This window comes from Dysosmobacter welbionis, assembly GCF_005121165.3.
In the GTDB taxonomy this organism is placed as follows: Bacteria; Bacillota; Clostridia; order Oscillospirales; family Oscillospiraceae; genus Oscillibacter; species Oscillibacter welbionis.
On sequence record NZ_CP034413.3, the window covers coordinates 1,275,224 to 1,287,696 of the forward strand.

Here is a 12,473-nt window from a genome sequence, read left to right on the forward strand (position 1 = left end):
CACAAGTTTTTTTGAAAGTCAAGTATAATTTTACAAGTTTCTTGTAAAATTGGATTGACAGCTTCCTTGAAATCCGATAGGATACTGTCAAGAACATCGGAAAGGATGGGATCCATGGCATTTGGAGACCGGATCAAAGCCCGTCGGGAGGAGCTGGCTCTCTCCCGCCCCCAGCTGGCGGATCGGCTGGGCGTCACACCGTCCACTGTCAGCAACTACGAGACCGGTGTCAGCTTCCCTAAGGAGGAGATGATGCTCCGGCTGTTCGACTGTCTGGAGACGGACCCCAACACCTTGTTTCAGGACAGCTTTCGCCGCGGCGCGGACGTCCTGACTGAGCGGGAGCGGCAGCTGCTGGAGCAGTATCGCTCCCTCTCTCCCCTGGGGCGGGAGAGCGTCCAGACGATGGTGGAGGCGCTGCGGGCCTGTCAGCAGGAATCCGCAGCCCCGGAGCAGGAGCCCCGGGTCATTCCCCTGTACCGGACCCCTGCGGCGGCCGGTTATGCGGCGCCAGTGTTCGGCGAGGATTTCGACTACCTCCAGGTCACAGACGGCGTGCCTCAGGCCGCAGAGTTTGCTGTGCGTATCCAGGGGGACTCCATGGTCCCCTACATCCCGGACGGCTCCGTGGTCTATGTGAATCGCGATCCCCTGAAGGCCGGGGACGTGGGGATCTTCTGCGTGGACGGGGATATCTTCTGCAAGCAGTATTACAAGGATCCCGCCGGAACGGTGTATCTTTTCTCCCTAAACCGGGCGCGGGCCGATGCGGACGTGGTACTCACCGCCGGCAGCGGCCGGACGCTCGCCTGCTTCGGCCGGGTGATCCTCCACGCGCTGCCGCTGCCGGGGCGGACGTAACGGAGAGCCGGGCGCCGCCTATGCGGCGCCCGGCTCTCTTGTTCGGCAGTCTTCAAACGATGAACCCGCCGTCGGCGGCGAGGATTTGCCCCGTGAGGAAGGATGCCTTGTCGGAGGCCAGAAAGGCAACGGCGTGGGCCACGTCCTCCGGCGTCCCCAGCCGTCCCAGAGGCGTCTGCTCCGCCAGATCCCGCAGGGTCTCCTGTCCCAGAACCTGAACCATGTCGGTGTTGATGACGCCGGGAGCCACGCAGTTGACCCGGATGTGGGAGGGCGCCAGCTCCAGCGCCAGGGACCGGGTCAGCCCCACGAGAGCGGCTTTGGTGCAGGCATACGCCACCTCGCAGGAGGCTCCCCGCAGTCCCCAGATGGATGAGATGTTGACGATGCAGCCCGCCTTCTCATGGAGCATGTGGGGCAGTACTGCCTGGATGGTGTTCCGGGCGCCGCCCAGGTTCACGCCCAGATAGCGATTCCACTGGGCATCTGTGATATCCTGAAATTGGATCTGCCCCGCAATGCCGGCGTTGTTCACCAGCAGGCTCACGGGTCCCAGCTCCGCTTCCGCAGTGCGAACCATCGTCTCCACAGCCGCCCGGTCCGCCACATCCGCCTGAACTGCAATGGCATTTCCACCATGGTTCCGGATTTTTTCTGCCAGCGTCTCCGCCTCCTGCCGGTGCGTCAGGTAATTGATACAGACAGCATGTCCCGCCTCCGCCAGCTCTGCCGCAATCGCTCTCCCGATCCCCCGGGAAGCCCCAGTGACCAATGCCACACGATTCATAGTGATCCTCCTGTCATAGTGCTGTCAGCAGTATAACAAAAAAAACAGGATCGCGCAAGAAAAGTGTTGACAAAAGGTGCGTTTTCGTGTATCCTATATACGTTCCGTTTTGGACGATTAGCTCAGCTGGCTAGAGCACCTGCTTGACGTGCAGGGGGTCACAGGTTCGAGTCCTGTATCGTCCACCACAAAAAGCACCGTTTTCTGATGAAAACGGTGCTTTTTCGTAACTTTTTATGCAATTTACTCGAGAGTTATGTAACCTTGCTGCGCCCCTGACCACACGGCCAGCCACAGTCAGAAAAAATTTAGGCCTCCAAGGGCGATTCGCCCTCGGGGACCCGTTTGTTCAACCTGTCAGTCCTGCCTGCTTCCGCCGCTCTTTCTTAGAGGCGATTTCTGCTTTCATCTCCCGGATCATATGGGCCAGCTTCTCTTCGCACTCCGCCTCTGTATGGGCGTAGACGTTGCGTGCCATTCGTTTCCCGTTGATTTTCGGGGAGTAGCGGCCCTCCCAGAGGTGTTCGCTGATTTGACTGACACAACCCGTTCCCGGCTTCCGGTATTTCCTCTTCACCGGCTGGAAGTCCGTTTTTGCGACTTTTGGCTTAGCCGGGGAGGATGCCCGACGCGGTGGTTCGATCCCGGCGATCCCCCGATCGATGCTGGCGGCGGCATTCTCCCGCATGGTGTCGGTGACATGGGCATAGACGTTCAGTGTGGTGGCGGACGTCACATGGCCGATGATGGTGGACAGCGTCTTGATGTCCATGCCATGTTCCAGCGCGTTGGTGGCGAAGGTATGCCGCAAGTCGTGAAAGCGGATGTGCTTGCAGTCCGCCCGATTCAGAACCTTGGCCAGCTTCTTCCGGACGGCGGCCGGGTCCAGTGGGGAGTCCTCCTTTTTCGGAGAAGGGAACATCCACCTGGAACGGATGCTCTGCCGGTAGTCTCGCAGGACACCCAGAATGGGGGCTGGCAGGATGATGCTCCGACAAGAGCTCTTTGTCTTAGGGGCGGAGATCACCAGTTCCCTGCGTACCCGCTGGACCTGCCGTTCGATCCGCAGTACTCCTGTGCAGAGATCCAAGTCATCCCATTGGAGGGCCAGGATCTCGCCCCGGCGCAGACCAGTAGAGAGTTCTAATAGCAGAAGCTCATAGCAGTCGTTCTCACGGGCCTGTATCAGCAGACGCCGAATCTCCTCCGGAGACAATACCTGCATCTCCTTCGGACGGAGCGTCGGCGTCTTACAGGCATCGGCGGGATTTTTCAGGATGAGGCCCTGTTTTACCGCCTGATCCAGCGCCGCCCGGCAGGTCACATGGCAGCACTTCACCATACGGTCAGAGAGTCCGGAGCCATATTGCTCCACAGCCTGGAGGCGGCCACCCTGCTTGAGTTGGCGGTAGAACTGTTGAAGGTCTGCTGCGGTAAGCCTGTTCAGCGGGATTTGGCCGATTTCCGGGATGATGTGCCGGTAGATGCGGTTCTCGTAGTCCGTTTGTGTCTTTGCTCCAATCGTAGGCTTGCATTGGTTCTGGTACCAGTGATCCAGCCATGCTCCAAAACACATATCGGATGACAGTCGTTCCAGCTCTACTTTCTTCAGGCTGTCTTTCAGGACTTTCAGCTTTTGTAGGCACTCTTTCTTGTTTTTTGCCAGCACATTCTTTGTCTTGGGATAGCCGTTGTCATCATAGCCAATGACTACCCGGCCCTCCCAGCGGCCGTCTTTTCTCAGATGGACGCTCCCGTCCCCTCGTTTTCTGCGTTTTGCCAAGGTTTCATCTCCTCTCCCAGGATTTCTGTCATAAAATCTCCGACGATTTCGGCGGCGGTGCGCTGCATATCTCCAGTGACATGGGTGTAGGTATCCAGCGTGAAGGATGCCTTTGTATGGCCCAGAATGCCGGACAACGTCTTGGCGTCCACGCCGGAGGCCAGGGCATGGGTGGCGAAGGTATGCCGCAAGTCGTGGAACCGAATGTTGGGCAGGCCAGCGGAGTCCAGCAAGGCCTTCAGGTGGCCGTATGCGGAGCGGGGATTGGTAGGGGATTCGGGCTTCAGCGGATTCGGGAAGATCCACTCTGACCAGGAATGCTTTTTGCGTTCCGACAGAAGCTGGGCAGTACTTGCCGGCAGCAGGATATTTCGGGTCCCTCGCCCGGTCTTGGTGGCACCGGCCACCAGCCTGCCGCCTTTCTCCGTGTGGATGGTCCGCCTTACTGCCAGTGTTCCGGCTGCTTCATCGAAGTCCGCCCACATGAGTCCGCAGAGCTCACCCCGCCGCAGACCGGTGGTCAGCTCTGTGTAGAAGAAGTCGTGCCAGACGGCGTCGTGTTTGATTGCCTCCATGAACTGTTCCAGCTGGTCATCATTCAGGATCTGCTTGGGTTTGGGATTTGCTTTAGGAACCGGGATATTCTCGGTGGGATTTTTGGCAATGATATGGGATTCCTTCGCCGCTTTCATGGCTTCGTGGAACATGGTGTGGATGCTGTGTACCATACTGCCGGATAGCTGGTGACCGTATTGAGCGTGTTCCTTGACACGCCCCCGTGCTTTCAGAACTTCGTACATCTTCTGTACATCCGTCGGGGTGATTTTTGAAATCTGCTTATCTCCGAGGTATGGCTTGATATAGAGATCCGCGTACCTGCGGTATCCGTTCAGTGTGCTGGGCCGGATGGTTCCGGCCATGATCGCATCCAGCCAGTAGTCCATCCATTCGTTCAGGGTGAGCTTGCTGTCCTCGGTCAGGTCAACGCCCTGGTAGGCGATGATCTCCTGGCGGAGCTTTGCGGTCAACTCTTTTTGCGTGGGTGCGTAGATGTAGCGGAAGATGCTGTCGCCGTTTTCCTTATGGCCGATCACGATGCGGCCCTCCCAACGGCCATCGTCCTTTTTGCGCACCATGCCGTCACCGGACGGCCTGCGTTTACTCATTTGAATCGCCTCCTCTGTAGGAACTCTTCTTTGTTTACACCATCGCAGTTTTTGACGGTATTGTTAGCTGCTTTTTCTCTGTGAAAACTTTTCGCAGGCCTGACTCGTCTTCTGCCTCAAACCTGTGGTAAAGGGCTTTCATGTAGTCATGCATGGTGTGCCACCTCCTGTCAACGACACACAATACCGCAACCACTGCTGAATAGCCATCCCAAATGACAACAATTATCAGAAAATTATCAAGTTCAGAGTGAACTGCAATGGGCCGCATCCAATTTCGGATGCGGCCCATCTGAACTCCTCTTATGCATAGGGATTATGCGCTGTCGGATTGCCTACGAACATGTAACAGAAGGCTCTACCGTTATCGATGGTAACGCCGACGCCAACGGTATCGCAATTCGGGTCAATCATCGTTGCCAGATGGCCGGGAGAGTTCTCCCAGTTCGATACAGCCTTTTCGGGAATTCTATCGGGGGTCGTGACGGTGAACACCGTCAGGTTGGAGCCGAAGCCGTGGGGGTATATCCGTACCCAGCTGACAATTCGGAAGGGGTGCTTTCACGATTGTTTTGCGCCGCAACGGTCGATTCCCATTTTGATTTGCAACTCTGTTTGTGGTATGCTACAATGATCTCCAAAGATAGGAACGCTGATTTCCAGTACGATGCTATCGTATAGTGCATATACTGTATTTACAGATCGAGCGGGGAGGTCTTTCGTGTGAGCAATTATGAGTTTTCCCTCAGACAGGAAGTCCTGCTTGAAAAGGGGGCCGACATTCTCGGGTCACTTTTTCATTTTGCAAGGAATAACCATATTTCTCCCTCTGACAAAAAAGATCCAGTTAATGTTGTTTACGGTTTGGTATGGAACGCCAAGAGCAGCATCCTGGGTGCGGATACTGAGGCCGAATTGGATCAGATCGAAACGCAGTTTGATTTTGCTCGTAAATTTTACGCTGGTATTGAGGCGTGAGCAAAATGGGCATCCTGTGATTTCCGGAATTACCATTTGGGATAGAACACCGACAAAAATTTACGATAGCTGTGGGACTGCGGAGTGTCCATCCGAAGTATTACGTCAATATTGGAACAGACCTTGGCCTGATGAGGAACTTCAGGATATGCAACGATCTATCCTTCGACTGCGCCTTAAGGAGGAGGCCTGTCAGCTGAAGCAAAGCCCGTCTATCGACGAGTTAGAACGAAGGGTGCAAGAGGCGGCTATAGGCCCTGGACTTACGTTCAACACGATGATGTGATGGACTGACCGTGCTCTTCGCTCAGCAAGAAAGCTCTTTTGAGAATGGCGTTTTTAATCAACTGAAATTGTAGATAGCTCTCCCAGCAGGAGAGCTATCTTTTTTGCCTTATCAGGCTTCCTCCTTTCATGATTGTTGAGTTGCTTTGATGATTTTTTGCAAACACAACATGTAAAGGACCCAGAAAGAAAGGCACTAAAGGATTCGACGTTTTCAGACTTTTGCGAAAGCACGCAGCTCTAATGCATCGTCATATTCCAACTGCCATACTGCTGCTCCTCATGATCGTCCTCTTTGTGGCCATGGACGAGACGCTTCTCCCGCAGCTCTTGACGGCGCTTGCGGTCGATGTGGGTGAGCCCCGTGCCGCTCTGCGGCAGGGAGTTGTCCTGGAAGATATTTGCCATGTGATGGAGCAGTCTCGTCACTGCAAGGAACACCTCCGGCGCTGTCGAAGCACTCTGCCTTTCCAGAAGGCACTGCGCGTAACTGTGTCCTTGCTCCGCCGCCTGAGACAGCCATTGGATGCCCGCCTCTTTGTCACGCTCGACCGCCTTCCCTTGGAGCAGCAGCTTTCCCAACAGATACTGCGCATGGAGATTGCCGGCCTGAGCGGAGGTATAGATGTGATCCATAGCCTTGCGGGTATCTCTTCTTACTGATTCTCCCTTCAGATATTCCTTGCCAAGGCGGTAGGATGCATCGTGGTTTCCGTTGTAGGCAGCGTACTCCAGCCACTGGATGCCAAGCTCGGGATCATGGACGCTGGCATCATCAGAGAGATATAATTTTCCCAAAGCATACTGAGCCGCTACATATCCCTGCTTTGCCGCTTTGTCAAACCAGTATCGGGCCATCACCCAGTCCGGCGGCAGCAGCGGGCCGTCCCGATACAGTTCTCCCATAAAATACTGCGCATGGATGTCACCGTTCTCCGCAAGTTCCCGCATACTTTCCACGGCATCATCCCGTTCTGCCAGTGACGAGTATTCATCCTGAACGTCCATACGAAGCGTCCGGAAGTCCCAAGACACATCTTTGCCGTTGTCCACCTCATCGCCCTGACGCAGGTCCAAGGTTTCGTCCTCAAAGGTGATTTTCCCCAGCCGGATCGTCTCCGCCTCTTGGATGACCGCATTCTTGATTTGGCGAAACTCCTTCTGCCGGGACAGCGGCGGGCGGTGCCGCTCCTTCTCAGAATAGAAATCTTCCACCTGACCTTGCAGCTGCCACCACTGTTCGTAGCATTCGGCCACGGTCGGGAGCTGCTCCATCTGGTCCACAATCTCATCTACCAGCGCCTTTTGCTTCTTCGGAAGATAGCCATAGGACTTCTTTCCCTTGACCGTTTCCAATTGAAGTGCAAGCTCTTGCATGAGCCGCTCCGCCTCGGGGTGGTCGCAGATCCTGGTTCGCATCTGCTGGACCAACTCCCGCATGGCCTGCCGCACTTCCCGCACCAACTGGTCACGGGAAACCGTTTTCTGCTCATAGAGGTGGAGCATTTCTTGCTGGAAGATATCGTTGGTGAGCTTGGATTTGATTTGGCGGATGCCGTCCTGAGATAGATACGCCTGTCCCGGCTTTACGGACCATGCCATCATGTGCACATGGGGATGGTCGCCCTCATCATGGAAGGCAGCATACCAGCGGAAGTCCTGGGGCGGGATATTCATAGCGGCGGCGATGTCGTTGCGGTGGGCGCGGAGGAGATTCCTCCACGCCCTGGCATTGTCGTAGCCCAACCGTTCTGCGTCCTCTCGCTTCAGGGAGATGATGTGTGTCCACACGTTACCTGTGTAGCTCTCCAGTTCCGCCATGGCCTTGTCCAGCTCCACGCCATCTTTGTCACCGAAGAGACCATGGGAGCCCAGCCGTTCTGCCCTTGGCCGTGTTGCGATGTACTTCATGTAGCCATCCGATTTCTGAACATCGCTCCAGTTTTCCTCCAACGCCTGAGAGATGAACGCCGAAGCGTTGGCCTTGGTGGGGTGTTCTTGGTAGTCACCGTACTCACCCATCTCCTTTGCGTCAGGAAAATCCTTCACCAGTTTTGCGATAAGCTGTTCCTGCTTCCTTGTTGGCGGACGGTCATTCTGGATCAACTCGACCCGCTCACGGGTGGCGATGTATCTCATGTATCCGCCTGCTGAGTTGCCGCCTCCGCACTTGATGTACGGGCTTTTGACGATCAGTCTTGCCATCCGTCATCGTCCTCCCAGGATTCCCGCACCCGTCTTTCGAACGAGATGCGGCCATTGGTCTGTTTCACATTTCGGACGCTCTCCGCACGGCGTCGGCGCAGGTCCTCTTCACTGAACTGAAAACTGTCCGCAATGATCCCGGACAGCATATCCAACTCCACCGCCTGCTTGTAAGCCAGCGATGCCATTTTGTTTTCCGTTTGCCCCACCCGACCGTCCAGATAGGACTGGATGGAGGTGGGGAGGAACAGCCCAGCGTTGTTGGCACTGAGATAGTCCAGGTAGAAATCGATGGCCCGCTCAATGAATCCGGTGATGCTGCGGCTGCCATCCTCCTGATATCGTCGCTCCAAGCGTGCCTTTTTCTCAGGAGTGAGATAGAGGGCAAATTTTTCTTTCTTGCTCAAAATGAGCTCCTTTCCGGGGTATGACCCCTACTTTTTTCTTGTGGGTGTAGGCTTTCAGGGATAACGACCGCAGAAGTGATAGCACCCCTTCGATTTTGACCCCACTTTGGAACTCCCTGAAAACCCCGTAACTGCCCGCACTGCGGGCAGAAGTGACCGAACAGAGCGTCGCACTTGACGCCTGGTGTTTATCCTGCTTCACGTCATCGCTGTCTCCATATCCCTCGCTTCCACCCAAATGGGCGAAAACTCGTTCATTTCGCTGCTCCTCCTTTTCCCACCGAACCCGCTTCGCTGGGTTTCGGCGGGAGCCCTTATTTTGTCCTCCGTCAGCTCTCGAAAGGCGACCCAAATCCGTTCGAATAGGCCTGGCCGGTATCTGTTCTCGCTGCTCCCGGCAAAGCCGCACACAGCGGCTCACAGGGGCGAACACGGCCTTGTTTTTGCAGTTCCTCTGCTACCCGCTGACGCTCCGTGACTTCCTCCAGTTTCACCATCTGCCGCTCGTAGGAATGGTCGACGGCTTCCTGGATCGGCAGGATGGTGTAGCAGTTGTTGCCGTTCCACTTCATTCCCTGGCGGTCGAAATAGCTGGTGCGCTCTACTGTGATAAACTGCCTGTCCTCCAGTTTGGCGATGTGTTTCATCACCGTGTTCACGGCCAGCCCCACAGTGGCGGAGATGGTGTTGTAACTGGGATGGCATTGATGGCTGCTGCGGTCTTCGCAGTAGAGCAGGTAGGCGTAGACGGTGATCGCGCCATGCCCCAGGTCCAGGGAAAAGATTTCGTTAGGGAGGGAGAAAAACTTTCCTGCGTGTTTGCGACTGAATACCGGAACCATCTGCGGCGAGATCAGATTTCGTTTGACCAGAGTATCCAACTGCTTTTCTGCCATGTCTGGACTCATGTGGAGCAGCGCTGCAATCTCATCCACACTTGGAACGGCGCCACCCCTATGGTGGCTGTTGAGATAGCAGAGATAGGCGAGGATACTGAAGGCGGGGGGCGGAAGTTTCAGCCCCCAAATTTTGTTGGGCAGCGAGAACCGATACGCTTTCGCGTCTTTCTGATAGGTGAGCGCAGTCATTCGCGGACACCTCCTTCCGTGTGCTTGGTGACCCACTGGATGAACGCTTCCTTGGGAACCACCATCCTGCTGCCGACATTCAGCACCGGGAAGTCCGGCTCATGCATCAGCTCATAGCTGGTGGAGGACGATACCCCCAGCACCTTCGCCACTATGTCGGCGTTGAGGAACAGAGGCAGGTCATCGTAAGAGTTGTACTGTGACTGTTTCATTTTCGATTTCTCCTTTGCAGAAAGTAAAGGCATCAGCGGCGACGCTGATGCCCTTCTGCTTGTATTGTGTCGGAGATTTTGATAAGATAATAAAAAGTTGGGACGAATTATTTTCCAGGGGGGACAATTTATTTCGAGGGAGGCGAGCGCATGGATGGGGATATCGTTTTCTATATCCACGGTGATACGATCGAGTACGGTGGGGAATTATTTTCCACAGGCGAACTGACAGCGGATATTTTGAACCTGTCACTGAAGGACTATCAGTGCATCCATAAAAACGTCCAGTGCATGAAGGACCTTGCGGAGCAGTACGAGCGAACCCAGGACCGGGAATTTTGGTGGAAGCTCAACCACCAGTTCGTGGCTTTGCGTAAGCGGATGATGGAGTTCCGGGTGTTTCAGATCCTGCTTCGGGATGACAGCAAATTTTTCGACGAGACCCAGCAGTACACCGAGTTCCGCTCCTTGCTGCCGGAAGAAGATCTGGACTATGAGGATTTTTCCATAGAGCAATGGGGAGACATGGCGGAGCAGGCGGAGACAACCGGCCAGATCCCAGTTCCGCTTCTGATTATTCCCGGAGGGCGGAAAACGAAGTGGAGTTATTATCGGAAGCAGATGAAGCGCTATGAACGCTATCTGGGCGACGTCGCGTGCTTCAATCCTACCATCCATAACTTCATCCACTTCCTCCTCGCCAAGCTGGAGCATAACTCCCCGGAGAACTATGCCGCCTCCCTCTATCAGCTCTACAACGATGAGCGGCTGGTGGAGAAGCTGATCGTCAATCCCAGAAGCCTGGAGCAGCCGTTTTATCAGAAATATGACCACTGCGTCGTGAGCTATGTGCCGCGGGAGCTGCCGGACAAGCGCTTCGCCATTTGCCAGGAGCACACCACCGACAGCTTGCAGATGCTGCTGAAGGCGGATTACATGACGGCACTGAATGCCGGACACAACATCCGCCAGTGTGTTGTCTGCAAAAAATACTTTCTGGTGAAGGGCGGCGCTCATGCACTATATTGTGAGGGAGCATGTCCCCATGCGCCCCAGTATACCTGCCGACAGTTCGGAACCTACGAAGTGCAGAAGGAACTGGCTCGGGATGTGCCGAAGCTCCAAGCGAAGCTCGCCGCTTTTGAACGGATACGGCAGGACCAAAAGCGCGACGTTATCACGGCGGAGGAAGCACGGCGGCTGAAGGATACGGTCCGGGACATGCTGTTCAATGCGCTCAACAAGGCAGATGTCTCTAACGCGGACTTTGAGCGGTCCATCTCCAGTGAGAGACTTTACCCATACTGCGGTGTTACCCGGAAGGCGAAACCCAGAGGGCGTCCCCGAAAGGGTGGTGGGGACGCATGAGCGACCAAGAATTGCTGGATCGAATCGCGCAGGGAGATCAGGCCGCGCTGACGGAACTGTGTGATAGGTATGCTGAATTGATTCGGAAACGTGCGCAGTGGATCGCCCGACAATACAATTGTCTGCGCCCCGGCAGTCACGGAGGTTGGAGCGACTATACGAAAGAAACGCTCTCCGAATTGGAGAGCGTTGGGATGCTGACGCTGATCGAATGCGCCATGAATGGCGGCTATGATAGCTCCAAGGGAGTTTTCGGAACATACAACGTACCATTTCTGGACGGCGCGATGCGGCGGCACCTGGAAGCCAGCATGGGTACCCTTTCCCTGGACCGGGACAGCATGGGGCTGGTACGCAAGGCGCAGATGCTCTATCACCGGGATGGAAAAGAGATGAGCGAAATCGCAGGGGAGTTGGGTGTTTCTTTAGCGGAAGTAGCCAGGGCGGTAGCCTATCCCACGCATTTCTTCTCTGTTTATGACTTGCCAATCCCGGAGGAGGACGGAGATATTTTTGAGTACCTCATGTCTGATCTGCTGTCTGCATCTGCGGAGGAGATTGTCCTTCGGGCGCTTACGATGAAGTCTCTGCATGAGCAGTTCCAAAGCCTATCCAAGCGGGAACAGGATATTCTGGGCAGGAGCTTCGGCGTTTTTGGTTACTCAAAGACAGACCTGCGGGAGATCGCCATCCGAAACAGACTGCGGGAGGACGGCGTGGAGAAGGCGAAGAAACAAGCGCTGAAAAAACTGCGGGAATGGTGTCTGGACAGCATGGCATGGAAGCTCCGCCGAGCCAGACACATGGTGGACCGTGCGATTTCACTGGTGCCAATGCATTGAATGGAGTTGAGACCAGAAAAGAGCTTTCTTTGTCAACAGTATCGCATTATTAAGATAGCGAAAACAATTGACCTACTACAACTATGTGGACCTGAATGGCGACGGCAGCAACGAAATCTTCGCCGTAGCTGTGGGGCCTTACACCAGCGGCAGCGGCGGCGATTCCGGAATGTGGCTGATCCCTTACGCGGGTATGACGGTCTCCCAGTCCTTCACGCTGATCAGAACTCCCATCATCGTCAGCGATACCACGACCAACGGTGCCCATGAGCCCATCCTCCAGCGCAGCGGCGGTGGAGCGGAGACGGAATATGTGCGGCTGGTCTGCTCGGACGGCGTTTACAGCAATCCCGCTGATGCCGAAGTGGTGGAAGATTTGGCCGCTGTTACCGGAAAGGCCATTATCTCCAATGACCTGACTGTGGATATGCAGTCCGGCGACTATCTGACGCTGGCGGATGCTGCCAAGGCGGATTAAAGTAAATCGACTG

Annotated in this window: 13 protein-coding genes and 1 tRNA gene; 6 read left to right on the forward strand and 8 right to left on the reverse strand. The window is 55.4% G+C overall.

From position 1 onward, the window contains the following. The first annotated feature begins 114 nt into the window (after positions 1-114). Positions 115-861, forward strand: a complete 747-nt coding sequence (locus EIO64_RS06815) for an XRE family transcriptional regulator (RefSeq protein WP_119311619.1) — start codon at positions 115-117, stop codon at positions 859-861. 52 nt (positions 862-913) lie between these two features. Here the strand turns inward: EIO64_RS06815 and ymfI are convergent, their stop codons facing one another. Beyond that, positions 914-1,648: an elongation factor P 5-aminopentanone reductase gene (ymfI, locus tag EIO64_RS06820; protein WP_021748997.1), complete on the reverse strand. Its 735-nt coding sequence runs from the start codon at positions 1,646-1,648 to the stop codon at positions 914-916. Between the two features lie 111 nt (positions 1,649-1,759). On the opposite strand from ymfI, the gene EIO64_RS06825 reads away from it, so the two are divergent. Continuing rightward, a tRNA-Val gene (locus tag EIO64_RS06825) sits at positions 1,760-1,836 on the forward strand. Between the two features lie 161 nt (positions 1,837-1,997). On the opposite strand, the gene EIO64_RS06830 is transcribed toward EIO64_RS06825, so the two are convergent. The 3 genes from EIO64_RS06830 to EIO64_RS06840 all read right to left on the reverse strand — a co-directional run bounded on the left by EIO64_RS06830 (position 1,998) and on the right by EIO64_RS06840 (position 5,092). Beyond that, positions 1,998-3,431: a tyrosine-type recombinase/integrase gene (locus EIO64_RS06830; protein ID WP_136891029.1), complete on the reverse strand. Its 1,434-nt coding sequence runs from the start codon at positions 3,429-3,431 to the stop codon at positions 1,998-2,000. Beyond that, positions 3,389-4,597 carry a tyrosine-type recombinase/integrase gene (locus tag EIO64_RS06835; RefSeq protein ID WP_136891030.1) on the reverse strand — a complete coding sequence of 403 codons (1,209 nt, stop codon included), beginning with the start codon at positions 4,595-4,597 and terminating at the stop codon, positions 3,389-3,391. Before EIO64_RS06835 ends, EIO64_RS06830 begins: the two co-directional genes overlap by 43 nt. A 303-nt stretch (positions 4,598-4,900) precedes the next feature. Further along, the gene (locus tag EIO64_RS06840; RefSeq protein ID WP_249390831.1) at positions 4,901-5,092 is read right to left on the reverse strand and encodes a CAP domain-containing protein; all 192 of its coding nucleotides are present in this window, start codon (positions 5,090-5,092) and stop codon (positions 4,901-4,903) included. A gap of 228 nt (positions 5,093-5,320) precedes the next feature. Between EIO64_RS06840 and EIO64_RS06845 the strand changes: the two genes are divergently transcribed. Further along, positions 5,321-5,575: a hypothetical protein gene (locus tag EIO64_RS06845; protein WP_136891031.1), complete on the forward strand. Its 255-nt coding sequence runs from the start codon at positions 5,321-5,323 to the stop codon at positions 5,573-5,575. A gap of 525 nt (positions 5,576-6,100) precedes the next feature. On the opposite strand, the gene mobP3 is transcribed toward EIO64_RS06845, so the two are convergent. The 4 genes from mobP3 to EIO64_RS06865 all read right to left on the reverse strand — a co-directional run bounded on the left by mobP3 (position 6,101) and on the right by EIO64_RS06865 (position 9,772). Next, complete coding sequence (gene mobP3, locus EIO64_RS06850) at positions 6,101-8,065, reverse strand: MobP3 family relaxase (RefSeq protein ID WP_136891032.1); 1,965 nt, start codon at positions 8,063-8,065, stop codon at positions 6,101-6,103. Continuing rightward, positions 8,053-8,472 carry a hypothetical protein gene (locus tag EIO64_RS06855; RefSeq protein ID WP_136891033.1) on the reverse strand — a complete coding sequence of 140 codons (420 nt, stop codon included), beginning with the start codon at positions 8,470-8,472 and terminating at the stop codon, positions 8,053-8,055. The genes mobP3 and EIO64_RS06855 overlap by 13 nt, the downstream gene beginning before the upstream one ends. A gap of 329 nt (positions 8,473-8,801) precedes the next feature. After that, positions 8,802-9,560: a helix-turn-helix domain-containing protein gene (locus EIO64_RS06860; RefSeq protein WP_249390832.1), complete on the reverse strand. Its 759-nt coding sequence runs from the start codon at positions 9,558-9,560 to the stop codon at positions 8,802-8,804. Further along, positions 9,557-9,772 carry a helix-turn-helix transcriptional regulator gene (locus tag EIO64_RS06865; protein WP_136891034.1) on the reverse strand — a complete coding sequence of 72 codons (216 nt, stop codon included), beginning with the start codon at positions 9,770-9,772 and terminating at the stop codon, positions 9,557-9,559. Before EIO64_RS06865 ends, EIO64_RS06860 begins: the two co-directional genes overlap by 4 nt. 150 nt (positions 9,773-9,922) lie before the next feature. Between EIO64_RS06865 and EIO64_RS06870 the strand changes: the two genes are divergently transcribed. The 3 genes from EIO64_RS06870 (at position 9,923) to EIO64_RS06880 (ending at position 12,460) form a co-directional block, all read left to right on the forward strand. Next, positions 9,923-11,140, forward strand: a complete 1,218-nt coding sequence (locus EIO64_RS06870; RefSeq protein WP_136891035.1) for a DUF6076 domain-containing protein — start codon at positions 9,923-9,925, stop codon at positions 11,138-11,140. Next, positions 11,137-11,982 (forward strand): sigma-70 family RNA polymerase sigma factor, encoded by an 846-nt coding sequence (locus EIO64_RS06875; RefSeq protein WP_136891036.1) that lies wholly within the window; start codon positions 11,137-11,139, stop codon positions 11,980-11,982. Before EIO64_RS06870 ends, EIO64_RS06875 begins: the two co-directional genes overlap by 4 nt. A 67-nt stretch (positions 11,983-12,049) precedes the next feature. Then, positions 12,050-12,460 carry a hypothetical protein gene (locus EIO64_RS06880; protein ID WP_136891037.1) on the forward strand — a complete coding sequence of 137 codons (411 nt, stop codon included), beginning with the start codon at positions 12,050-12,052 and terminating at the stop codon, positions 12,458-12,460. Positions 12,461-12,473 lie beyond the last annotated feature (13 nt).

Excerpts from the sequence above, each read along its gene's own strand:
- EIO64_RS06865 (WP_136891034.1), bottom strand. The coding sequence starts at position 9,772 with ATGAAACAGTCACAGTACAACTCTTACGATGACCTGCCTCTGTTCCTC.
- EIO64_RS06870 (WP_136891035.1), top strand. The coding sequence starts at position 9,923 with ATGGATGGGGATATCGTTTTCTATATCCACGGTGATACGATCGAGTAC.
- ymfI (WP_021748997.1), bottom strand. The coding sequence starts at position 1,648 with ATGAATCGTGTGGCATTGGTCACTGGGGCTTCCCGGGGGATCGGGAGA.
- EIO64_RS06815 (WP_119311619.1), top strand. The coding sequence starts at position 115 with ATGGCATTTGGAGACCGGATCAAAGCCCGTCGGGAGGAGCTGGCTCTC.
- EIO64_RS06875 (WP_136891036.1), top strand. The coding sequence starts at position 11,137 with ATGAGCGACCAAGAATTGCTGGATCGAATCGCGCAGGGAGATCAGGCC.
- EIO64_RS06860 (WP_249390832.1), bottom strand. The coding sequence starts at position 9,560 with ATGACTGCGCTCACCTATCAGAAAGACGCGAAAGCGTATCGGTTCTCG.
- mobP3 (WP_136891032.1), bottom strand. The coding sequence starts at position 8,065 with ATGGCAAGACTGATCGTCAAAAGCCCGTACATCAAGTGCGGAGGCGGC.
- EIO64_RS06835 (WP_136891030.1), bottom strand. The coding sequence starts at position 4,597 with ATGAGTAAACGCAGGCCGTCCGGTGACGGCATGGTGCGCAAAAAGGAC.